At 31.9% G+C, this 24,626-nt stretch carries 21 protein-coding genes; 15 read left to right on the top strand and 6 right to left on the bottom strand.

The window, feature by feature from the left end; translation table 11 throughout:
- Positions 1-228 precede the first annotated feature (228 nt).
- Complete coding sequence (locus LPB87_RS11625; protein ID WP_230728006.1) at positions 229-1,023, top strand: glutamate dehydrogenase; 795 nt, start codon at positions 229-231, stop codon at positions 1,021-1,023.
- A 71-nt stretch (positions 1,024-1,094) separates the two neighbouring features.
- Here LPB87_RS11625 and LPB87_RS11620 read toward each other — a convergent pair whose 3' ends face one another.
- Positions 1,095-2,237, bottom strand: a complete 1,143-nt coding sequence (locus LPB87_RS11620; RefSeq protein WP_230728005.1) for a cystathionine gamma-synthase — start codon at positions 2,235-2,237, stop codon at positions 1,095-1,097.
- A gap of 104 nt (positions 2,238-2,341) precedes the next feature.
- Here LPB87_RS11620 and LPB87_RS11615 point away from each other — a divergent pair, with 104 nt between their 5' ends.
- Positions 2,342-3,085, top strand: a complete 744-nt coding sequence (locus LPB87_RS11615; protein WP_230728004.1) for a DUF3298 and DUF4163 domain-containing protein — start codon at positions 2,342-2,344, stop codon at positions 3,083-3,085.
- 243 nt (positions 3,086-3,328) lie between these two features.
- Here the strand turns inward: LPB87_RS11615 and LPB87_RS11610 are convergent, their stop codons facing one another.
- The 3 genes from LPB87_RS11610 to LPB87_RS11600 all read right to left on the bottom strand — a co-directional run bounded on the left by LPB87_RS11610 (position 3,329) and on the right by LPB87_RS11600 (position 6,329).
- Positions 3,329-4,471, bottom strand: coding sequence for an ATP-binding protein (locus LPB87_RS11610; protein ID WP_230728002.1), 1,143 nt, complete (start codon positions 4,469-4,471; stop codon positions 3,329-3,331).
- A gap of 134 nt (positions 4,472-4,605) precedes the next feature.
- Complete coding sequence (locus tag LPB87_RS11605; RefSeq protein WP_230728000.1) at positions 4,606-5,358, bottom strand: SDR family NAD(P)-dependent oxidoreductase; 753 nt, start codon at positions 5,356-5,358, stop codon at positions 4,606-4,608.
- A 98-nt stretch (positions 5,359-5,456) separates the two neighbouring features.
- Positions 5,457-6,329, bottom strand: coding sequence for an aldo/keto reductase (locus LPB87_RS11600; RefSeq protein ID WP_129540551.1), 873 nt, complete (start codon positions 6,327-6,329; stop codon positions 5,457-5,459).
- A 212-nt stretch (positions 6,330-6,541) separates the two neighbouring features.
- Between LPB87_RS11600 and LPB87_RS11595 the strand changes: the two genes are divergently transcribed.
- The 8 genes from LPB87_RS11595 (at position 6,542) to LPB87_RS11560 (ending at position 15,901) form a co-directional block, all read left to right on the top strand.
- The gene (locus LPB87_RS11595; RefSeq protein WP_129540550.1) at positions 6,542-7,546 is read left to right on the top strand and encodes a MoxR family ATPase; all 1,005 of its coding nucleotides are present in this window, start codon (positions 6,542-6,544) and stop codon (positions 7,544-7,546) included.
- Positions 7,547-7,623: 77 nt separating this feature from the next.
- Positions 7,624-8,487, top strand: coding sequence for a DUF58 domain-containing protein (locus tag LPB87_RS11590; RefSeq protein ID WP_129540549.1), 864 nt, complete (start codon positions 7,624-7,626; stop codon positions 8,485-8,487).
- Between the two features lie 145 nt (positions 8,488-8,632).
- Positions 8,633-10,264 (top strand): hypothetical protein, encoded by a 1,632-nt coding sequence (locus LPB87_RS11585; protein WP_129540548.1) that lies wholly within the window; start codon positions 8,633-8,635, stop codon positions 10,262-10,264.
- On the top strand, positions 10,264-11,265 hold the full coding sequence (locus LPB87_RS11580; protein ID WP_129540547.1) for a VWA domain-containing protein: 1,002 nt from the start codon (positions 10,264-10,266) through the stop codon (positions 11,263-11,265). The genes LPB87_RS11585 and LPB87_RS11580 overlap by 1 nt, the downstream gene beginning before the upstream one ends.
- Positions 11,266-11,339: 74 nt before the next feature.
- Positions 11,340-12,374: a VWA domain-containing protein gene (locus LPB87_RS11575; protein WP_129540546.1), complete on the top strand. Its 1,035-nt coding sequence runs from the start codon at positions 11,340-11,342 to the stop codon at positions 12,372-12,374.
- A gap of 51 nt (positions 12,375-12,425) precedes the next feature.
- Positions 12,426-13,202 carry a tetratricopeptide repeat protein gene (locus tag LPB87_RS11570; protein WP_230727998.1) on the top strand — a complete coding sequence of 259 codons (777 nt, stop codon included), beginning with the start codon at positions 12,426-12,428 and terminating at the stop codon, positions 13,200-13,202.
- Between the two features lie 103 nt (positions 13,203-13,305).
- The gene (locus LPB87_RS11565) at positions 13,306-15,060 is read left to right on the top strand and encodes a BatD family protein (RefSeq protein WP_129540545.1); all 1,755 of its coding nucleotides are present in this window, start codon (positions 13,306-13,308) and stop codon (positions 15,058-15,060) included.
- Positions 15,061-15,151: 91 nt separating this feature from the next.
- Entirely contained in the window at positions 15,152-15,901 is a 750-nt protein-coding gene (locus LPB87_RS11560; RefSeq protein WP_230727997.1) for a tetratricopeptide repeat protein, read from the top strand.
- A 350-nt stretch (positions 15,902-16,251) separates the two neighbouring features.
- Here LPB87_RS11560 and LPB87_RS11555 read toward each other — a convergent pair whose 3' ends face one another.
- Together LPB87_RS11555 and LPB87_RS11550 are read right to left on the bottom strand one after the other, a co-directional pair.
- Entirely contained in the window at positions 16,252-16,821 is a 570-nt protein-coding gene (locus LPB87_RS11555; protein WP_164998761.1) for a 5-formyltetrahydrofolate cyclo-ligase, read from the bottom strand.
- Positions 16,808-17,788, bottom strand: a complete 981-nt coding sequence (locus LPB87_RS11550; RefSeq protein ID WP_230727996.1) for a succinylglutamate desuccinylase/aspartoacylase family protein — start codon at positions 17,786-17,788, stop codon at positions 16,808-16,810. Before LPB87_RS11550 ends, LPB87_RS11555 begins: the two co-directional genes overlap by 14 nt.
- A 125-nt stretch (positions 17,789-17,913) precedes the next feature.
- On the opposite strand from LPB87_RS11550, the gene uvrC reads away from it, so the two are divergent.
- The 5 genes from uvrC to LPB87_RS11525 all read left to right on the top strand — a co-directional run bounded on the left by uvrC (position 17,914) and on the right by LPB87_RS11525 (position 24,595).
- Complete coding sequence (gene uvrC / locus LPB87_RS11545; protein ID WP_230727995.1) at positions 17,914-19,716, top strand: excinuclease ABC subunit UvrC; 1,803 nt, start codon at positions 17,914-17,916, stop codon at positions 19,714-19,716.
- Between the two features lie 4 nt (positions 19,717-19,720).
- The gene (locus LPB87_RS11540; protein WP_129540541.1) at positions 19,721-20,221 is read left to right on the top strand and encodes a hypothetical protein; all 501 of its coding nucleotides are present in this window, start codon (positions 19,721-19,723) and stop codon (positions 20,219-20,221) included.
- Between the two features lie 223 nt (positions 20,222-20,444).
- Complete coding sequence (locus tag LPB87_RS11535) at positions 20,445-22,676, top strand: patatin-like phospholipase family protein (protein WP_230727993.1); 2,232 nt, start codon at positions 20,445-20,447, stop codon at positions 22,674-22,676.
- A 252-nt stretch (positions 22,677-22,928) separates the two neighbouring features.
- The gene (locus LPB87_RS11530; protein WP_129540539.1) at positions 22,929-24,086 is read left to right on the top strand and encodes a homogentisate 1,2-dioxygenase; all 1,158 of its coding nucleotides are present in this window, start codon (positions 22,929-22,931) and stop codon (positions 24,084-24,086) included.
- A 137-nt stretch (positions 24,087-24,223) separates the two neighbouring features.
- Complete coding sequence (locus LPB87_RS11525; protein WP_129540538.1) at positions 24,224-24,595, top strand: four helix bundle protein; 372 nt, start codon at positions 24,224-24,226, stop codon at positions 24,593-24,595.
- Positions 24,596-24,626 lie beyond the last annotated feature (31 nt).

The raw sequence follows: 24,626 nt of genomic DNA, 5'->3' as shown, positions 1-24,626 counted from the left end.
AAATATACATCTAATAAAGAAATTGGGCTTAAAATTTCACAAATTATAAGTAGAATTGTATTATTAACACCTATTTTTTAAAATACATCTTTTTAACGCAATGACTTACACGAAAACGTTATAGTATTAAAGCAAAAAAGACACACTCCTTACTAATTATATTTTTTCAAAATTTCATAATTTCATAGAGATATTTATATCTTTGTTAGTATAAGAAAATTAAACCAGATGTTAAGAAACACAATAATATCATCATTAATTTTGTTTATTTTCTCTTACAACTCAATAGCACAATCTAGATTAGCACATGAAATCGGTATTATTGCTGGCCCTATTTCATTTAAATCAGATTATGGACAAAGAGATGACTACTCAACTAATGTTGGGAACACTGGTTTCGGTATTGGTCTTGTTCATTTTCTAAACTTTTCATACAACTCTAGGCGTGAAAATTATTTCAATGAACACTTTAAAGTTCGTTCTGAAATTTCATTCAACAAAACTGATTTAGAACATTTTGGAATAACCGTAGATGGTAACTCTAACGACATAGGCGTTATACAACTTAAAGCTATGCGTGGAAGATCAACTTTGGCTAATTTGGGTTTTCAATTAGAATACTCTCCATTCATGAAAATACATGATTTTAAAAATACCCTTGGAGGATTTAGTCCCTACATAAGTGCAGGTGCTCAATTTAGTTATTACAACTCAAAAGTAAGTTCAACATTAGGCCCTTTAGGGAATACTTCAACTACTTTTTACAAATACCTTACTCCTTCTGATGGACATCAATACGGATTTTCTAGTCAAAGTGGCACTGTTCTGTCTGTTACTTATGGGGCTGGAGTACACTATAAATTAGCTCCTTTACATGATTTATTATTCGAGGCAAGATTCCAATATTTCAACTCCGATTGGATTGACGGATTAAATCCTAACAAGAATATTTACAAAGAAAACAAATCCAACGACAATCAGATTTGGTTTAATTTTGGATATGTATATTATCTGGATTTTTAAACTCGCTATATAAAACAAAACCCCAAACATTTATTAAATGCTTGAGGTTTTATATTTGTAAACAATTTTTATTATTCTAAAGCTTGCTTTAAATCAGCAATTAAATCTTCTGCATCCTCGATACCAACACTTAATCGAACTAAATCATCTGTGATTCCAACTTCTGCTCTCTTATCTGCAGGAATTGAAGCATGAGTCATTAAAGCAGGATGATTTGCCAAAGATTCTACTCCACCTAAAGATTCTGCCAGAGTAAACACTTTCAATTTTTCTAAGAAAGTAATTGAATCTTCTTTTTTACCAGAAACAAAAGTAAATGAAACCATTCCTCCGAAAGCTTTCATCTGTTTTTTGGCAATTTCATGAAATGGATGGCTCGGTAAACCTGGATAATAAACTGTTGCTATTTTAGGATGATTACTTAAAAATTCAACTACTTTTTCTCCATTCTCACAGTGTCTTTGCACACGTAAATGAAGTGTTTTAATACCTCTCAAAACCAAGAAACTATCCATTGGCCCTAGAGTTGCACCTGTAGCAAATTGTTGAAAATGTAATTGGTCCCCCAAAGCTTCATCTTTTACAATTAAAGCTCCTGCAATAACATCTGAATGTCCTCCTAAATATTTAGTTGCAGAATGCATTACAATATCTGCTCCTAAATCAAGAGGCTTTTGTAAGTAAGGTGTTGCAAAGGTATTATCCACTGCAAATAATATTTTTTTATCCTTAGTGATTTTAGCTATTTCTTCAATGTCTGCTAATTTCATTAATGGATTTGTTGGTGTTTCTACCCAAACCAACTTTGTATTTTCGTTTATTAAAGATTTAAATTTTGCAATATCATTCATATCCACAAAATGGAATTTTATTCCTGAATCTTTATAAATACGAGTAAACATACGATATGTTCCACCATATAAATCGTCCATAGCAATAATTTCATCACCTGCCTTAAAAGAACGCAAAATACAATCTGTGGCCGCTAATCCAGATGAAAAAGCTAATCCACGTGTTCCGTTTTCAATACTTGCCAATGCATTCTCAAGAGCAGATCTAGTAGGATTCGATGCTCTACTATATTCATAATCTCCTAGAGGTTGCCCTGGACTTGTTTGAATAAATGTCGATGTTTGATACACTGGAGGCATTACTGCTCCTGTACTTGGGTCATGATGTTGCCCACCATGTATAACTTTTGTATTGAATTTCATATCTTTATATTTTTTTAACACTAAAATGTTCTACAAATTTACCCTTTAATTTATTTTAATCAAGTTACAAGTTGATACCTTTGTAATTAATTAACATTTTCAAGATGAAACATTACACCTTTTTACTCGTAACCCTTTTTATTTTATCAAGTTGTACTAGAGAACTTTCGTTCAAAGAACAAACATTTGAAAAGAAGTCAAGTTTGCCTTGTAAAAGCAATTGTCCACAAATTAGTATAAAAATCCCAATTGCTCAAAATGCTCCAATTGTAGCAGATAGCATTAATAAAAAAGTTTTTTCTATTTTAAAAGAAATCGTTTATTTTGGAGAAAAACCTTTTGAATCAACAGATTACAATGAACTAACAACTTCCTTTATTGGTTCTTATGAAGAAATGCGTAAAAAATTCCCTGATGATACATTCGGCTGGGAAGCCAAAATCGAAGGTAATATAGAGTACCAGTCAGATAGCATTTTAAATATAAAAATAAACCATTACACCTTTACTGGTGGCGCTCACGGCTATCAAGGATATCGTTCTTTATTGTTTAATCCTAAAACTGGAAAAACAATTACAAACAATCAATTATTTAAAAGCGAAAAAGACTTTAAGGCTTTCGCCGAAAAAGAATTCAGAAACAAATATAAAATTCCTGCCACTGGAAGTATCAATGCAACGGGTTTAATGTTTGAGAATGAAAAATTTAATCTGCCTTTGAATATTTTTTATACAAAAGAAGGATTACTACTTTATTATAACTCCTATGAAGTTGCTTCATATGCCGATGGCCCAAAAGAATTAGTACTACCTTATGAAAAGGTAAATGACTATTTAGTTTTTAAATAATTCTTGTTTGAATTTTAAAATTAAGTCTCTATAAGTTAGACGCACTACGGCGCGTCTCTACGGAAAATTTCACTAGATGCCATTTGTAGGATTTTGCAAAAAACTTCAGACGCACTGCAGTGCGTCTCTACAGAAAATCTTTGCGAAACAAACTTACTAATTCTCATCTACAAAAAATTAGATACATTGCGGTGCGTATCCACAGAAACCTTTGAACCTTTGCCTCTTAGAACCTCAGTACCTTTATTGAACATCATATTTCATCTTTCGCAAAATTCGTAAAGCTTCCTTAAAGGATAAATAAACTTGAGTAAACGGTTTTAAAAGAAGCTTAGCATCAATTAATTTTTGCTTAGCATCTTCAAAACCATTAAGATAGCAGATCATAAAAGTAGAAGGTAAGTTCTCTAAATCTATCATTTCCCGATTAGATAAAACAAGTCCTTTTTGTAATTTAGCCAGTAAAGCAATATTGGAATTATATATATGAAATAGCATTTTTCTATTAAACTCTGGGGGTTGAAAAAGTATTTCCCTATCAATTTTATAGTAACCATTATCAAAAAAATGAATTGTTTGCTTTTCTAACGGATAATAACTTGTTTTGTCATTTAGTCCTAGTGGGACATATTCCAAAATAGTAAAACTATCTTCATCATAAGTAATCGTAACCACATCCTGAGCCGAATAAAACAACTTAATTTGCTCATTTATTAGTTCAATATCAACCCGAGATAAAAATGTTTTGTCACGAGACTTATTCGGGACTCCTGCCCAACAAATCACAAATAACTCCTTAAAAACTTTATATTTTGGCGACATATCCTTATGTCTAAAATTCATAAAATCAATTACACCATCTAGTGTATATTCTATACTATTACGTGAATTATTTTCGATCCCGATTACAGTTTCGGTATTCTGATAATTTTTCTCAACTTCTCTTTCTTCAACTGGAACCGAATTACTTCCTCGCCTAATAAAAACACTATTGGCAATAATAGTGTGAATTCCTTTTTTGAAATATGATATTTTACTTTTGGGTTTAATTGTAACCAATCCTATCACTTTATCTTTTGGAAGATTAGGAAAAGGCACATTTTCATATTGAATTTTTGGTGGATTTTCAAGAAAAGCATTGACCAGATTCTGAATTCGACTATCGTCAAAAAAATCATCACCTACAATCTCATTGTCCTGATCCTCAACCCCTACAACTATATAAGAATTATTAGTTGGGTTAGAATTAGATAACGCACAAATATGTTTTAAAAACTTTGCCTTCCCTTCACGAGAATGTAAATTTAATTGCCTTTTTTTATCATAAAAACTACTCTCATCATTATGTGCGAGTAGATTTTTTATTAAAAGACGTTTATTGATCATTATTTTTAGACTTCTTAGATTGTTAGAATTTTAGACTTCTTAGACTGTCGGACTTTTGAATCTTTAACTTCTTAGATTACTTGGATTGCATAAACTTCAAATCTAAGAAGTCTAAGTTAGTCTAAAAATCTAAGCTAGTCCCTTTTTACTATCGTTGATGAAGCTTGAGCCGTACTCATAACAACTAAATCCGCAATATTTACATGATAAGGTCTTGAAACCACAAAATGAATAATATCAGCAATATCTTCTGCTTGTAAAGGAGCAAACCCTTTATAAACATTTGAAGCCCTATCTGCATCTCCTTTAAAACGCACTTCGCTAAATTCAGTCTCAACCATACCTGGATGAATTGCGCCTACTCTAATTCCGAATGGATTTAGATCTATTCGCATTCCTTGACTAATCGCATCAACAGCATGTTTTGTACCACAATACACATTCCCATTAGGATACACTTCTTTGGCTGCAGTTGAACCAATATTAATAATATGCCCCGATTTCCTTTCAGTCATTTGCGGTATAATTGCTTTAGAAACATACAAAAGTCCTTTTACATTTATATCAATCATAGCATCCCAATCGTCTAAATCACCTGTTTGAATTGGATCCAATCCGTGCGCATTTCCCGCATTATTGATAAGAATATCGATAACAGAAAATGATTCTGGCAAGGAACCAATAGATTCTGAAACAGCTTTTTTATCACGAACATCAAATGCTAATATATGTACTTCAGTATATCCCGAAAGCTCTTTTTCTAATTCCTTCAATCGATCAATACGTCGTCCGCAAAGCACCACTTTGTAGTTGTTTTTTGCCATTAATTGTGCTGTGGCTTTACCTATACCACTTGTGGCTCCAGTAATTAAAACTGTTTTTTTCATTCTTGTTTTTATTTTATTGCCACAGATCAAAAGACTAAAATTATTTCTTATAATCTGTGGCAAATGTTTTTTTAATCGATTTAGCCGAATACTAAAAATTAAGGTACATCATCTCCCATACTTTCTGTCCAAATAGCAAACCAATCTTCTTTTTCTAATTGTAATTCCACTGCTTTCATCAACGCTTGAATTCTGGCCACATTTACTGTTCCAGCAATAGGAATCGCTTTTGCAGGATGGCTTAAAATCCAACTTAATAAAATAGTATCTGAACCTAAACTATATTTAGAAACCAATGTTGCTAATAACTTCTTTAATCTTCGTGTTTTTTTATTGTCTTCTCTAAAAATAGTACCTAATGGATTCCAAGACATTGGACGAATTCCATGCATTTGCATATAATCAAAACTACCATCTACCATCGGCTCGTAATTTGTAGCCGAAAATTGTACTTGATTATAACTAACATCAATTTTTTGACGGATTAATTCAGTCTGTGAAGTTGTAAAATTTGACAAACCAAAATCAACAATTTTACCTTCTGTTCTAAGCTTTTCAACAGCTTCTGCAATTTCATCAGCTTGCATTAAGGGGCTAGGTCTATGCAATAAAAAAACATCTAAATAATCCGTTTTTAGGTTCTTTAAAGAATTTTCTACAGACCAAATGATGTATTCTTTCGAATAGTCGTAATGCTTAATTGTATTTTTTCTGTTTTCGGCAATCATTTGAATTCCACACTTAGAAATCAGTTGTAATTTCTCTCTTGAAATTTTACTTCCTGCGAATGCTTTTCCAAAGTCTGCTTCAGTGGTATACGAACCATAAATATCTGCAAGATCAAAAGTGCTTATTTTATTCTCTAAACATATTTGGATAAGATTTTCCATTTCGTTGGGAGTTAGATTTTTATCCCAAACTCCCCAATTCATAGTGCCCACAATTATAGGCGATAATAGTGTTTTGCTCATGGTAATATAACATTATTTGTAGTAATAAATCTTGCTTTGTAAAGCATAATCATCAAAGTTCTTAAAAATATAAAAATAGATTCACAATTCATCCTTAAAATTAGATCTTTGCCCGAAGTTTTAACCATTCTTTAACATCTTACTTCTCAAAAAATATTCAATTTGCACTCTCAAAAGTAAGGCATTAAATTCAAGGTTTTAAAAATATTTATATGGAAGAAAATACAACGACTTTAGACATTAGAGCGATCAATGAAAAAATTGAAAGAGAAAGTGCTTTTATAGACCTTCTCACAATGGAAATGAACAAAGTTATTGTGGGTCAGAAACATATGGTCGAACGTTTGTTAATCGGGCTTCTTGGTCAAGGCCATATTTTGTTAGAAGGAGTACCTGGATTAGCAAAGACTCTTGCGATAAATACGCTGTCACAAGCAGTGCAAGGTTCATTCAGCCGTATTCAATTTACACCTGACTTATTACCTGCCGATGTTGTTGGTACAATGATTTACAACATTAAGCAAAATGAATTTTCTATAAAAAAAGGACCAATTTTCGCTAATTTCGTTCTTGCCGATGAAATTAACCGTGCTCCAGCCAAAGTACAATCAGCACTTTTGGAGGCGATGCAAGAAAAGCAAGTAACTATTGGTGACACTACTTTTAAACTAGATCGTCCGTTTTTAGTACTAGCAACTCAAAACCCTGTTGAACAAGAAGGAACATACCAGCTTCCAGAAGCGCAAGTCGATCGTTTTATGCTTAAAACGGTAATTGATTATCCTAAAATGGATGAAGAACGTTTAGTAATTCGCCAGAATCTAAAAGGAAGTTACGAAAAGGTAAATGCTGTTGTTTCTGTAGATCAAATTTTACGTGCACAAGAAGCTGTTCGTGAAGTTTATATGGACGAAAAAATAGAGAAATACATTCTAGATATTATTTTCGCAACACGTTACCCTGAAAAATATAAATTAGCCGACTTAAAACCACTTATCAGTTTTGGAGCATCTCCACGTGGAAGTATCAACTTAGCCAATGCCGCTAAATGTTACGCTTTTATTAAACGTCGTGGCTATGTAATACCAGAAGATGTTCGTGCAGTTGTACATGATGTATTACGCCATAGAGTAGGTATTACTTACGAAGCAGAAGCAGAAAACATAACTTCCGTTGACATCATCAATAAAATTGTAAACGAAATTGAAGTACCTTAAAATTTGTTTAATGTTTCAAGTTTCATGTTGGGATAACTAACATGAAACTTGAAACTTTTAAACTTTAAACAAATAAAATGGATACAAAAGACCTCTTAAAAAAAGTACGTAAAATAGAAATAAAAACCAAAAGATTGAGTAATCATATCTTTTCGGGAGAATACCATTCTTCATTCAAAGGACGAGGAATGACTTTTAGCGAAGTGCGTCAATATCAATATGGTGATGACATTCGTGCTATTGATTGGAATGTAACAGCACGTTATAATGAGGCCCATGTAAAGGTTTTTGAAGAAGAACGCGAACTTACCATGGTGCTTATGGTGGACATTTCGGGTTCTGAAAATTTCGGTTCAAAAAGTCAATTTAAGAAAGATATCGTAACCGAAATTGCCGCAACAATGGCTTTCTCAGCAACACAGAATAATGACAAAATAGGATTGATTTTATTTTCGGATATAATCGAATTATATATTCCACCTAAAAAAGGAAGATCTCATGTATTACGTATCATTCGTGAATTAATCGAATTTGAACCTAAAAGTAATAAAACTGATGTCGCTCAAGCATTAAAGTTTTTATCAGGAACACAAAAAAAGAAAGCTATCGTTTTTGTAATCTCCGATTTCATGTCAGATGATTATGAGCATACATTGAAAATTGCTTCTAAAAAACATGATATTACAGGCATTCGAGTATATGACATTCGAGAAGAAAAGATACCAAATATCGGAATGGTTTCTATGCTTGATGCCGAAACTGGCAAAACACAATTAATCAATACAGGCTCAAAAACAATACGCGCAAACTATGAAAAACATTATCATAGTAAAGTGAATTATTTTAAAGAAACGTTCAGCAAATCGGGGGCTGGTGTTGTAAACACCCGTGTCGATGAAAGTTATGTAACCAAATTATTAGGCTATTTTAAATCGAGATAAAGAAATTAGATTATTAGACTTCTTAGATTATTGGATTTAAACAAAATCTGAAGACATAAATTAAAAAATAAAATTCGCTTAAATATGTACCTTCAACGTCTTTTTAAGCATTCATTTTAGACTAAAATCTGAAATCATTAATCAAATGAAATTAAAACTTTACATATTTTTATTCTTACTATCCGCAACTGTTTTTGCACAACAAAAACAGATTGAGACTAGTATAGATACGACTAAAAATAAAATTGGAGCTGAATTTAAGCTAACCCTTAAAACTACGGTCGATTCTAAATCGAAAGTTGTTTTTCCTAAACTTAAAAACATTGGCGCACTTGAGGTAATTAAATCTTATCCTATTGATACTGTCAAAAAAGAAGACCGTTATGAACTGATTAAGAAATATGGTTTAACACAATTTGATTCTGGAAGATATACCATTCCAAGTATTCAAATTCTTATTGATAAAAAACCTTACCTATCCGATTCTATTCGAGTAGAAGTTGCCAATGTGAAAGTTGATACGTTGCAACAAAAAATGTATGATATTAAAGACATTACTAAAGTTGAAAATCAAATTGGTGATTGGTGGAAATATCTTTTGGCTCTTGTTTTAATTATAGGAATTGGTGTTTTGGTATATTGGTTTATCAAAAAAAGACAACAGAAAAAAATAGAAGAAGAAGTTTATAAAACTCCTATCGAAAAAGCAACTAGCTTGCTTAATACATTAGAGAAAAAAGAACTTTGGCAAAAAGGAGAAGTCAAAGCTTATTATAGTGAATTGACCGATATTGCTAGAAATTATATTGAGGAAGCCATAGAAATTCCTGCAATGGAAAGCACAACTTCTGAGTTAATACAAGGTATTAGAGCCGCTTCTTTAAAAAAGAAAATGACACTTACGCCAGAAACAGTTGAGAACCTTGAACGTGTACTGAAACAAGCCGATTTAGTTAAGTTTGCAAAATCTAAACCATTGGATTTTGAAATTACTGAAGACCGAAATAAAATTCAAAAAGTAATCCTTACTCTAGACAGCGCAATTCCTGTAGAAGTAGTTGTTGAAGAAGATACTTTATTAAACGAAGCTCAAAGACAAAAACAAATAAAACTTCAATTACTAAAAAAACGCAACAAACGTATTGCTTTATCTGTAGCTACCGTTTTATTCCTGATTATTATTGTTACTGGATATTTTATTGCCACTAAGGGATTTACTTATGTAAAAGATAATATCATCGGACATCCATCTAAAGAATTGTTAGAAGGAGAATGGGTAAAAAGTGATTATGGAAATCCAGGTATATTGATTGAAACTCCTAAGGTTTTAAAACGAATGGATTTAACCAAAACCTTACCTAAAGAAGGATTGGCTTTAATCAAAGAAATGCAATCTTTTGGATACGGAAGCTTGGTTGATAATTTCTCATTGATGATTTCAACTTTAAAATACAAACAAGAAACTCAAATTGATTTATCAAAATCATTAGAAGTTACCATCAAAACTATCGAAGCGCAAGGAGCTCGAAACATGATTGTAAAAGAAGAGGATTTTGAAACTAAAGAAGGAATTCGCGGAATTAAAGGATATGGAACTTTCTCAAGCATAGATGAAGGTAGCAAATCAAGTACTAAAATGTATTATGAAATTCTTTTATTTAGCCAAGAAGGCGGATTACAACAAATAATGATTTTTCACGAAGAAGGAGATACTTATGCTAATGATATTGCAGACCGTATATTAAACTCTGTGGAACTAAAAAAAGCAACTAATTAATGGATAAAATAACTTTTTTAAACCCTGAGTTTTTCTGGTTGTTTCTTTTGATTCCCATTGCAATTGCTTGGTTATTCTGGAAAAGAAATCAGCAATCAGCAACATTAAAAATGAGTTCATTACAAGGTTTTAAATCTTCAGAATCATTATTAGCGAAACTAAAGCCTTTTTTGGGTGTATTTCGAATTTTGGCATTAAGCTCATTAATAATTGCACTTGCAAGACCAAGAACTGTAGATGTAAGCAACAAAACGAAAACTACAAAAGGGATAGATATTGTAATGTCAATAGACGTTTCTGGAAGTATGCTTGCAAGAGATTTAAAACCAGATCGTATGCAAGCCCTTAAAAAGTTAGCAGCTGAATTTGTGAACGAAAGACCAAACGACAGAATTGGAATCGTTTTATATGCATCTGAAGCGTATACCAAAATACCTGTAACAAGCGATAAAGCAATTATCCTTGAAGCTATTAAAAGCATAAAATACGATAATGTTTTAGTTGACGGAACTGGAATAGGGATGGGATTAGCAACTGCCGTAAACAGACTTAAAGACAGCAAAGCCAAAAGTAAGGTAATTATATTAATGACCGATGGTGTTAATAATGCCGGATTTATAGAACCTGATACTGCAGCAGATATAGCGAAACAATACGGGATTAAAGTATATACAATTGGAATTGGAACTAACGGAATGGCCGAATTTCCATATGCAATTGCTCCAAATGGTCAGTTTTTATTCAGAATGATGAAAGTAGAAATTGATGAGCAAATGATGAAAACTATTGCAAACAAAACAGGAGGGAAATATTTTAGAGCTACAAGTAATGAGAAACTTGCCTCTATTTATAATGAAATTAATAAGCTGGAAACAACCGAAATCGAAGAACTAAAATTTTATGATTACGATGAAAAATTCCGCCCTTTTGTAATATTAGCGGGTTTATTGCTATTATTGGAAGTTGGATTACGAAATACTGTTTACAGAAGCTTTATATAATATTTCGGTATTCAGTTACAGCCACAGTAAATAACTGGAAGCTGAAACTAGAAACTGAAAACTAGAATTAGAAAATGGAATTAGACGAAAAAAAATATTTATACCTTCTTATACTGCTTCCCATTTTGGCTTGCATTTTCTTTTTCAATATGTATTGGAAAAGAAAAAAACAACGAGAATTTGGAGATTTGGAATTAGTAAAAAAACTAACCCCGGAGCATTCTGTTTTTAAACCATTTTTAAAGTTAGGAGTTATCCTTTTAGCTTTAGCAACATTGATTTTAGGATTGGTTAATCCTAAAATTGGGACAAAAATGGAAACTGTAAAACGAGAAGGAATCGATATTGTATTTGCAGTAGACGTCTCTAAGAGTATGCTTGCAGAGGATGTTGCTCCAAGTCGTTTAGAAAAAAGTAAACAACTGGTTTCTCAAATTGTTAACCAATTAGGAAATGACCGAATAGGAATTGTTGCCTATGCTGGAAGCGCTTTCCCTGTTTTACCAATTACAACTGATTATAGTGTTGCCAAAATGTTCTTGCAAAGCATGAGCCCAGATATGGTATCATCACAAGGAACATCTCTTGACGAAGCTATAAAACTATCAGCGACTTATTTTGATGAAAAAAGCAAGACGAGTAAGCTGCTAATTTTGATTTCTGATGGCGAAGATCATTCTGAAGGAGCCGAAGTGGCAGCTGAAGAAGCCAATAAGTTAGGAATGAAAATCATTACTATTGGTATCGGAACTGAGAAAGGAGCTACAATCCCATTGAAAAAGAATGGTGTTGTTGAAAGTTACCAAAGAGATAATAATAACGAAATAGTTATTACAAAATTAAATCAAGAAGGTTTAAAAGCTATTGCAAAAGCAACCAAAGGCGGTTATGTTTACGGTGGTAGCACCAAAGAAGTCTTAGATTATGTAAAAAATGCTTTAGACAATATCCAAAAAACAGAATTTGAAGCTACACAAATGGCCGATTTCCAATCTCAATTCCAGTGGTTTATTGGTATAGCTTTTGTTTTATTGTTCATTGATCTATTCTTATTAGAAAGAAAAACAAATTGGATAAAAGAGTTGAACTTATTTAACGAAAAAAAATAATTGTTTCAAGACAGTTAATATCTTTTGAAACAAAAAAACAAAAAAATTAGAATGAAAAATTTACTTCTATATATTTTATTAACGCTTTCTTTGACCATTTCGGCTCAAGAAAAGGATAAAGCGTTGCCAAAAGCTAATGAAGAATATAAACAGAATAAATTTGTAGATGCTGAAGCTAATTATAGAATTTCGCAATCTAAATTTCCAAATCGTACCGTTGCTCCTTACAACCTAGGAAATGCTATTTATAAGCAAAATCAAGCAATCGAAGCTAAATTTGCTTACGCAAAAGCCATAAAAAATGCCAAAACCCCCTCTCAGAAACACAAAGCTTATCATAACCTTGGTAATGTATTCATGAAAGAGAAAGACTATAGTCAAGCAGTTGAAGCCTATAAAAATGCGCTACGTAACAATCCTTCAGACGATGAAACACGCTACAACTATGCATTGGCAAAAAAAATGTTAAAAGAAAACCCTCCTAAAGAAGATAAAAACAAGGACAAAAATAAAGATAAGGACAAGGATAAAAAAGACGACAAAAAAGACGGCGATAAAGATAAAAAGGACGACAAAGGAGACAAGGACAAAGATAAAAAAGATGACAAGGGCGATCCTAATAAAGATAAAAAGGATGGAAAAGATGACAAAGGTGATCCAAAAAAAGAAGACAATAAAGGAGAACCAAAACCAGCACCTGGAGACATATCAAAAGAACGTTTACAAAATCTTTTAAATGCTGTAAATAACGAAGAAAAGAAAATTCAAGATAAAGTAAATGCTCAAAAAGTAAAAGGAGCTCCTAAAAAAACTGAAAAAGACTGGTAAAATAAAGTTGAATCGTTTAACTGTTAATTTGTTTATTTGATAGGCAACAAACAGTTAGACGATTAAGCAGTTAAACGATTTAAAAAAAACGATTAAACAGGTAATGAAAAGATATTTAATTCTATTACTATTAAGTTTCCAAGGGCTTATGGCTCAAGTACAATTTGAAGCCAGAGTAAGCAAAACTACGCTTGGTTTAAACGAAAGACTTCGAATTGACTTCATTATGAACGTTGATGGAGATAACTTTGTTCAGCCTTCATTTGATGGTTTTCGAATTGTTGCAGGTCCAAGCCAACAAATTAGTCAATCATGGGTAAACGGAAAAAGTTCATTCGAAAAAGTTTATTCTTATTTTTTATTACCAAACCAAAAAGGAAGCCTTGTTATAAGACAAGCTGCAATAGAATATAACGGTCAGATATACAAAACTTCACCAATAAAAATAAATGTTACTGCAGCCGTAGCACAAGAGAGAGATCCTAATGACCCACAACAAATATCAGCAGATGATAATTTATACCTAGTCGCAGACATCTCTAAAACGACTCCATATGTAAACGAACCAATTACTGTCGTTTATAAATTATATTTCAGTAACAATATTGGTATTTCTGGTTTCAAAGAAGTAAACAAACCAAAATACAATGATTTCTGGAGTCAGAACATCGATATAAAACAACTTGTTGCTGAAGAAGGTATGTTTAAAGGCGAAAGATATCGTTATGTTGTACTTAAAAAGGCAGTATTATATCCTCAAAAATCAGGGAAATTATCTATCGAACCTTTATCATTAGACATTGATGTACAATTGCCTACCAACCGAAGAAACATGTTTGGTCAGGTTATCATTACTGAAGGAAACAAACGTGTATCTGCAGGAACTAAAACAATTTATGCAAAAGCACTTCCTGAGACTAATAAACCAGAGGGCTTTTCAGGGGCCGTTGGTCGTTTTGATTTTAAAGTAACTCCATCTAAAACAATATTAAAAAACGGAGAAAGCTTAGAGTTAGTAGTTAGTGCTACTGGTAGTGGAAACATGAAATTATTTTCTTTACCAAAACCTGTGGTACCAAATGCTTTGGAAATATACGATCCTGTACATGATGAAAAAGTAAATACAAGTCTTAGCGGTATGACAGGAAAAATTTCTGACACTTACACCATTGTTCCACAATACAAGGGAGATTATGCAATAAAACCAATGCAATTCTCTTATTTTGATTTAAATACTGGAAGCTATAAAACGATTACTTCTCCAGAAATAATGGTAAATGTTCTCGATGGTCCAACTCCTGCTGACGCAAATGTAGCATCTGGCCCAACCGCAATAAACAAAGCTCCTGGCCACGATCAATTCAAATATATCAAACTAAAAAGCAATTTCACCTCAGTGGTAAAAGATGATTTCTACGGCTCTAAGTTATATTATACATTATTGTTTTTACCATTCTTGATTTTACCAATTATTATTTTGGCTAAAAAGAAAAAAGAAGCACTAGATAGCGATATCACTGGAAACAGAATTAAAATGAATAATAAATTAGCCAAGAAATATTTATCACAAGCTAAAAAACAAATCAATAATAAAGAAGCATTTTATATTGCACTTGAAAAAGCAATGCACAATTTCTTGAAAGCTAAATTACATATTGAAACTTCAGAAATGAGCAAAGATAATATCAAAGAGCTTTTATTATCTAGAAATGCAAATCCAGCATCAGTTCAAAATTTTATTGACCTAACAGAAAACTGCGAATTTGCACGATATGCACCTGCATCTAGCGCTTCTATTCAGCAAGATTTTGATAAAGCAGTATTGATAATTTCAGAATTAGAAAAACAAATTGTTTAATGATTTTTAACCTACAAGTACGCTAAAAATTACTTTAGCTTACGCTGAATCAATGTTCACTGAGTTAAAATTCTTATTACATATCACTAAAATGAAAAATATTCTTTTATATCTATTCTTATTATTGTCTCAGCTTTTCTTTGCTCAAAATAGCTTTGAAAAAGGAAATGCTTTGTACCAAAAAGGGCAATACGAACAAGCAGTTCAAGAATATGAAAATGTCATAAAAACAGAAAAACAACAATCGGCTGAATTATATTATAATTTAGGTAATTGCTATTACAAACTTAATAAAGTAGCCCCTGCAATATACAATTATGAAAAAGCTCTGGCTCTAAATCCTAATCATCCAGAGGCTTTAAACAATTTAAAATTTGCCAAGAAACTAACTATCGACGAAATAAAAGAAGTTCCTAAAGTTGGTTTTGCAAAACTCATTCGAAACTTTACAGGAATATATCATTACAATACCTGGGCATGGATCTCTGTAGCGATGGCTTCAGCATTTTTGCTTTGCTTTATTGGATATTATTTCTCCCAACGTACTCTTGCTAAAAGAGTGTATTTTATTGGTATGTTTTTAATATTACTAGCTTTACTTGTAACCTTAACAGCAGGATTTCTGGAAAAAAGTCATTTTGATAATGAAAGACCTGCTATCGTATTTGCAGAAATTGCCGAAGTACGTAGTGAGCCTCAAAAAGCAGGCTCCCCTATTATCACACTTCATGAAGGAGCAAAAGTCTACGTGAAACAGTCATTACAAAACTGGAAAAAAATAGAATTAACTGATGGAACCGAAGGCTGGATAGAATCCTCAGCTGTTAAAGAAGTAAAATAGTTTTTTAACCTATTAGTTAAATAAAAAATATAAGGCTTTCAAAAATAAGACTCTTCAGGAGTCTTATTTTTTTTATTTAACCAGACACAATCCTGCCTTTTTTTGATGTAAAGAAACTCAAATGATATCAAACAGAGAATTTTAAAGCTTTGCGGTAGAAACCCAAACCAAGAAAACTTTGCGAACCTTAATTCAACACAAACAAAATCTAAATTTCTTTGCGGATCTTTGCGGTAAAAAACCCAAACCAAGAATCTTTGCGAATCTTAATTCAGTACAAACCAAATCCTATTTCTTGGCGGATCTTGGCGGTAAAAGTCCCAAACTGAAAAACTTTTCAATAAAGAAACCTAGAACTTATAAATTTTCTTAGGCGTGATACAATAATCCAATTTTACATCCCCTTCAAAAACATCTATAATTTCAGTTTCAGCTTCAAAGAAAGACAATCCTATCTTTATAGTTTCTGGCTTACATTCAGATAGAAATTTATCATAAAATCCTTTTCCATATCCTACTCTATTTCCAAAAACATCAAATGCTAAGAGAGGAACAAAGACAACATCAATTTTACTTGATGGGACTTCTAAACCATCTACAGGTTCAGGGATATTATACTCGTTCTTTTTTATTTTAGTATTATCAGTAAGCAAAAAATGAGTCATCTTTCTAGTTTCAAAGTCACTTTTAGAAATTACAACTTCTTTGTCTTTGCCTGCAAGCAAGTGCAAGATAAACTCAGTATTCACTTCATTATGTTCAACTATTGGCAAAAAAACATGAAAATAGGTTTTCTCCCAGATTGGTAACGAAAGAATACTATTAGCAATCACCAAGCTCAATTCATCAATATCAGTTTCAGAGAGCTGTTTTCTCAAATCTTTTTTCTGTAAGCGCAATTCTTTTTTAGTCATCATCATCATCGAGGTTTGTTTTGGACATATGATAAATAGCATCACCTTCGTACACAATTGGCGAATGGTTTGCATTAATAATATAACCATCATGAGGTGCTTTTACCTTTCGTTCAAACTTACCAAATGGATCGGTAATAATTGCTAAAATAGTCCCTTTTTTAACAAACTTGCCAATTGTATCATAGTCATGCAGTAATCCAGAACATTTAGCTCGCAACCATACTGATTTTTCAATATAAATAGAAGGTTTTTCCGGAGGATCAACAACATGTCCTACATCTAACATTCCTAAATGAGTCAGTAAGCGCTTAACTCCATCAATTCCTATATTGGCAATATCATGATTGATATCCAATGATTTTCCTCCTTCAAAAAGTAGCATTTTTACTTTTAATTTTTCGCTTATACTTCTAAAAGAACCCGAAATATTTTTAGAATATAAAGTAAAAGGGGCGCTAAACACATCCGCTAAAATTTTCAAATCAGCATTATTTTCAGAAAGCCTAATCTGAGGTGCATTAAAACGACTTGCACCTCCAGCATGAAAATCGACAGCATAATCAACAATTGGCAAAACATCATTAACAATATGGAATGCAAATCGGCTTGCCAAAGATCCTTTTTTACTTCCAGGAAAAACACGGTTTAAGTCACGTCCATCAGGAAATTCACGCGCCTTATTTACAAAGCCATACATATTTATAACTGGAATACAAATGATGGTTCCCTTTTTAGGACGATTTATTTTCTTGCTAATTATCTGGCGAACAATTTCGACACCATTAATTTCATCACCATGAATTCCTGCCGAAAAAAGTACTACAGGCCCTTCTATTTTAGAGCGTCTTATAATAACAGGAATATTAAGTTTGGTTGTAGTGTGCAGTCGGGCAATTTCAACATTGATAGTTTTACTTTCACCTGGTAAAATCGATTCTCCAAAAATCACCAATGGTTTACTATTTCTCATATTCAATAATAAAAGCTAAATATAGAGATTATTATTTTGAATTCGTAAATTTGAAGTTAATTCAACATCATGCCTATGAAAATTATTTCTAAGGCACATTGTTTGAGCTTTAGAAATAAAACAGAATGCAAAAAACACCTCTCGAACTCCAAATTCAAACTTTACCAGACAATCCTGGCGTGTATCAATATTATGATAAAGATGGAAAAATATTATATGTAGGTAAAGCTAAAAATTTAAAGAAAAGAGTTTCTTCCTATTTTAATAAAATTCATGATACTGCCAAGACCAATGTTTTGGTGAAGAAAATTGCCACTATAAAACACATTGTAGTACCTACAGAAACAGATGCACTTTTATTAGAAAACAATCTTATAAAAACCTTACAGCCACGTTACAATGTTTTATTGCGTGATGACAAAAGCTACCCTTGGATTTGTATAAAAAAAGAACCTTTTTCTCGAATATTTTCTACACGCAGAATGGTCAAAGATGGTTCTGAATATTTTGGCCCCTATACCAGCTTTAAAACTGTACATACAATTTTGGACCTTATAAAAGAGCTATATCCTCTTAGAACCTGCAATTACGATTTGAGTCAGTCTAATATCAATAGCGGAAAATTCAAAGTCTGTTTAGAGTTTCATATTGGAAATTGCAAAGGTCCCTGTGAAGGATTAGAAACACTAGAAGATTACCAAAAACAAGTTGATGCAATTCGTGAAATCCTAAAAGGAAACTTCAAAGAAAGCATGAAAGATTTTAAACGTCTTATGACCCAATTGGCACAAGATTTACGTTTTGAAGAAGCGCAAAAAATAAAAGAGAAAATAGAAGTTCTCGAAAATTATCAATCACGATCAACTATTATAAATCCGAAAATCACCAACATTGATGTATTTTCGATAATTTCGGATGAAAGTGCTGCATACGTCAATTTTCTTCAAATTTCGCATGGTTCAATTATTCGTTCCCATACTTTAGAAATCAAAAAGAAACTAGACGAAACTGATGCTGAATTACTTGAACTGGCAATAATCGAACTTCGTGAACGATTTCAATTACTTTCAAAAGAGATAATTGTACCTTTTGAAGTCGATTTAGGAGAAAATATTAAAGTTACAGTTCCACAATTGGGTGATAAAAAACAAATTCTCGATTTATCAATTAGGAATGCCAAATTTTACCGCATAGAACAACTAAAGCAATTACAAATTGTAGATCCAGACCGTCATACCAAACGTATTATGGCACAAATGCAAAAAGATTTACGCCTACCTGTTGAGCCACGTCATATAGAATGTTTTGACAACTCCAACATACAAGGAACAAACCCTGTTGCTGCCTGTGTGGTTTTTAAAGATGGAAAACCAAGCAAAAAAGATTACCGCCACTTTAATGTAAAAACTGTTGAAGGTCCAGATGACTTTGCATCTATGACAGAGATTGTCTATCGTCGCTATAAAAGACTATTGGAAGAGAACGAGCCACTACCGCAATTAATAATTATTGATGGAGGAAAAGGGCAATTATCAGCTGCTTTAAAAAGTATCGACGAGCTTGGTTTACGAGGTAAAATTACAATAATAGGTATTGCTAAACGTCTTGAGGAGCTTTTTTACCCTGGAGATTCTGTACCATTATATCTAGATAAAAGATCTGAGACATTAAAGATAATTCAACAATTACGAAACGAAGCGCACCGATTCGGAATTACATTTCACCGTGACAAACGTAGCAAAGCAGCATTAAATTCATCTATCGAAAGTATTCCTGGAATTGGCGAAAAAACCATGCTGACCTTAATACAACATTTTAAAAGTGTAAAACGATTAAAATTGGTTTCAGAAAAAGAAATATCAGCTGTTGTAGGCCCATATAAAGCAAAAAAGATAACAACATTTTACAAGAACACAACCCAAGAATAAGATCATGAGAATAGCACTTCTAAGTATTATTATATTGCTTTCATGCCACTGTTACAGTCAAAAGAACCTTGAATTTTACCAAAAAGATAAAACGCTAATAAAAATAAAAGCAATAAATGATTTTGAAAAATTAGAAATCACTAATTCAGAGAATAACAAAATACAAGTTATAGATAGTATCGAAACATCTATAACAGGCAAAGAAATGCATCTGGTGAATGAAGATTACAATTTTGATGGCTACCAAGATTTTGCTTATTATCATCTAGATGATGGAATGGGAGTTTATACAATACATCAACTTTTCATATATAACTCTGTAAACAAACAATTTAACAAATTAAAAATCCCAACAGATTACAATCCTAAATGCGATGAATTTTGCGACATCCAACTAAATAAAAAAGAAAAAACGTTTCAATCAAGTTGTCGAGGTGGTGCACGATGGCATACTGATGTATGGAAATTTGACAAAAACAAAAACCTAATTTTATTAAAGAAATAATAGTATTAAAACAAAAATGACACATAAAGTTCAATAATATTTCCGACTTTTACAAAACAAACCAGCTATTTCTATGAGCCTCACCCAGCTGTCCACTACAAACCGATTAAAAAGCTTTTTTTCTATTACAAAAAAAAGAGCTTCTAGGGTCGCTCTTATTTTGCAAGAAAAAACAGCTTTTATATACTCGCAATTTTCCATTCCTATCTGGAGCTTAAAAAAATTGGCTCTATTGTTATTATTTGGATTTACACAACACACATTTGCTCAAGACAAACTTGTTCAAGATACCCTAAAGAAAACGAAAGATGATCCTTCATATCGTCCAAAAATAGGATTAGTGTTAAGTGGTGGAGGCGCCAAAGGATTTGCACACATTGGTGTTTTAAAAGTACTGGAAGAAGCTGGAGTAAAAATAGATTTTATAGGCGGTACCAGCATGGGGTCAATAATCGGTGGTTTATACGCATCAGGATATAACGCCGCCCAGATTGATTCTATTTTCAAAAGAACCAATTTTGATGATTTAATAAATGATTACATCCCAAGATCATCTAAAAACTTTTACGAAAAAAGAAACGATGAGTTATATGCTGTAATTTTACCATTCAGTAATTTTAAAATTGGTATTCCCGAAGCCCTTTCCAAAGGAATGTACAACTATAATTTACTAAGCAGTCTTACTCGAAACGTAAGGCACATTCGAGATTTCAATAAATTACCTACTCCTTTTTTATGTATTGGAACCAACATTGAAACTGGTGAAGAAATATTGCTAAACAAAGGTAATTTAGCTCAAGCTATGATTGCAAGTGCGGCATTTCCTTCCTTGTTCTCACCTGTAGAAATAGATGGAAAACTTATTGTAGACGGAGGAGTTGTAAATAATTATCCAATAAAAGAAGTTCGAAATTTAGGAGCGGATATTATCATAGGAGTCGATGTACAAGATGACTTATTAGACCGACACAAACTTAAAGATGCTACTCGTATTTTGGTACAAATTACCAATCTTCAATCTATCGATAAGATGAAGAGAAAAGTAAAAAACACCGATATTTATATCAAACCAGATATTAAAGAATATGGCGTAATCTCGTTTGATAAAGGAGAACAAATTATCCGCAGAGGAGAAGATGCTACATTCTCGGTTTATGAAAAAATTAAAGCATTAGTTGAAAAACAAGGCTATTATAAAAAACCTGCATTAAAAGTAGCTTCAGACACACTAAAAATAAAAAACATAAACAACAATCATTTAGACAATTATACTGAAGAATACATAACAAGTAAACTACGTTTTAAAGCTGGTTCAAAAATAACCTATGCAGATCTAATAAAAGGAGTCAACAACATTAATGCTACTCAAAACTTTAGCGCCATCTCCTATTCATTAGATTCTAACGATTCTCGCGACGACTTAAATTTAGTTTTAAAAGAAAATCCAACAAAAACATATTTAAAATTTGGCTTACACTACGATGGCTTGTATAAAAGTGCAATACTAGTAAATCTAACACATAAAAAAACACTCTTTAAAAACGACATTACTTCATTAGATGTAATTTTAGGAGATAATTTTAGATATAATCTAGATTATTATATCGAGAATGGTTTTAATATTAGTTTTGGATTCAAATCAAGATTAACCCAATTTAATCGAAACATATCAAGTGAATTAAGCAATCCACTTAATAAAAACATAGATCCAAACTTAGTTAATGTTGATTTTCTTGATATTACGAATGAGGCTTATTTTCAAAGTATTTTTGTTCAGAAGTTTTTAATAGGAGGAGGAGTCGAATACAAATATTTAAAAATAAATTCTAATACATCTGTCAGTACAGATCCTAATATCGACAAAAGTAGCTACTTTAGTTTATTCGGATATATGAATTACGACAATTTCGACAATAAAGACTTCCCTAAAAGAGGGTGGGGTTTTTCGGGTAATATTCAATCTTATTTATTCTCTTCAAATTACACACAAGCATTTGAACCCTTCTCTACTGCAAAAGCCGAAATTGGTATAGCAAAAACCATATTTAATAGAGCTACAGTTGTGCTTAAAGCCAATGCAGGGCTAACTTTTGGTCAAACAAGTGTACCTTTTTTTAATTATCTATTAGGAGGATATGGCTATCAAAAATTAGATAATTTTAATTATTTCTATGGATATGACTTTTTAAGTGTTTCTGGAAATAGCCTTATAAAAACTGACATAACATTTGATTATGAGATTTTCAAAAAAAATCATATTAATTTCGCTGCAAACTTTGCAAACCTTGGTGACAATATTTTTGAAGGTGTCGAATGGATATCAGTACCCAAATACACCGGTTATGCCGTAGGTTACGGACTAGAAACAATGTTAGGCCCTATAGAAGTAAAATATTCTTGGTCACCAGAAAATACAAAAGGCTACACTTGGTTTAAAATAGGTTTTGTATTCTAATTCAGATTTTAGAAATAATTTGTGTTATAAATAATATAATGTGTAATTTTTATTAATATAAATTACGATATTTGTCATAATGAAAACAAAATGGACAGGTTTATTAGAACATCTTCAATTCCTCATCAAGAGAAATCCTGAGTAATGGTTTCGAATTGGGGTAATTGGTCAATTAGAAAATAAACTAATTATCTGTTCACACAATTCACATTTTCTAATTATCTAATTTACAAGTTATCTAATTGAAAAGCCATGCCATTATATCATAAATTAGGAAGTTTTCCTCAAAAAAGACACACCCAGTTCGAAAAACCAAACGGCGAACTTTATTATGAACAGTTATTTGGAACCGAAGGTTTCCACGGACACTCATCATTATCCTATCATGTTCACAGACCAACACAAGTAAAGGAAATTTTAAACTCTTACTCTGTTGAACCAAAAATTGCAATTGGAAAAAATATAAAGTCATTGCTTTTTAAAGGTTTTGAATTAAAGCCAGAAAATGATTTTCTTGACAGTCGCAAAGCTATGTTAGTTAACAAAGACTGCATTATAGGCTTAGCAGCTCCAAAAGAATCACTTAGAAAATATTACTACAAAAATGCCGATGCCGATGAAATGATTTTCATCCATAAAGGAAAAGGAAAATTAAGAACCATGCTAGGGAATATCCCTTTTGAATATGGAGATTATTTAATCATTCCCCGAGGTATTATTTACCAAATAGAATTCGAGACAGAAGAAAACCGACTATTTTACGTTGAATCATTCGCTCCTTTTTATACTCCAAAACGTTATAAAAATCAATCAGGTCAGCATTTAGAACATTCTCCATTTTGTGAGCGTGATTTTATATTGCCAAATGAATTAGAAACACACGACGAAAAAGGTGATTTTTTAATTAAAATCAAGAAAGAAGGCATGATTCACGAAGTTGTTTATGCCACTCATCCTTTTGATGTTGTGGGCTGGGATGGATATAATTTCCCCTATGGATTCTCGATTCATAATTTTGAACCTATAACTGGGCGTGTACACCAACCGCCACCAGTACATCAAACTTTCGAAACAGCCACTTTTGTTGTTTGTTCGTTCTGCCCAAGACTTTACGATTATCATCCAAAAGCAATTCCTGCTCCATATAATCATAGTAATATCGATTCAGATGAAGTACTATATTATGTAGACGGTGATTTTATGAGTCGCAATAACATAGAACAAGGTCATATTACTTTACATCCAAAAGGAATTCCACACGGCCCAGCGCCAGGAGCAATGGAGCGTAGTATTGGTCATAAAGAAACTCACGAATTAGCTGTAATGGTTGATACTTTCCGACCACTTATGGTAACGGAAGAAGCAATGGGTCTTGATGATGGACAGTATTACAAATCTTGGACAGAATAATTAGTCAATGTGCCAATTTGATAATTAGAAAATCTCTATTGAAATGAAAAAAGTAATCCTTAGATTACAAATTATTATCTTTACTAAATATAATAAATCATCTCGTTAACACATTATCTAATTCTCTAATTAAACAAATGACATTCAACGAAAAATACAAAGACAATACACTTTTAATAAAGACATTCAATTTTGCACTAAAAATAATTGACTACACGAATCAATTACAAGATCAAAAGAAATTTGTTATTGCAAATCAATTATTAAAAAGCGGAACATCTATTGGAGCTAATTCGAAAGAATCTCAAAATGTAGAAAGTAAAGCAGATTTTATTCATAAATTAAAAATTGCGATTAAAGAAGCAGACGAAACTGAATATTGGCTATTCTTATGTAAAGCTCATAAAGATTACCCAAACTGTAATAATTTATTAAATGATTTGTCTGAAATTTTAAAAATTTTAAACAAAATAATATCAACATCAAAAATTAGAAAATTAGAAAATTAGAGAATGTGTCAATTAGAAAATATTTTTTTTT

The sequence above is a fragment of the Flavobacterium sp. EDS genome, from assembly GCF_020991525.1.
Classification (GTDB): Bacteria; Bacteroidota; Bacteroidia; order Flavobacteriales; family Flavobacteriaceae; genus Flavobacterium.
This window is presented reverse-complemented; position numbering and strand designations above follow the sequence as displayed.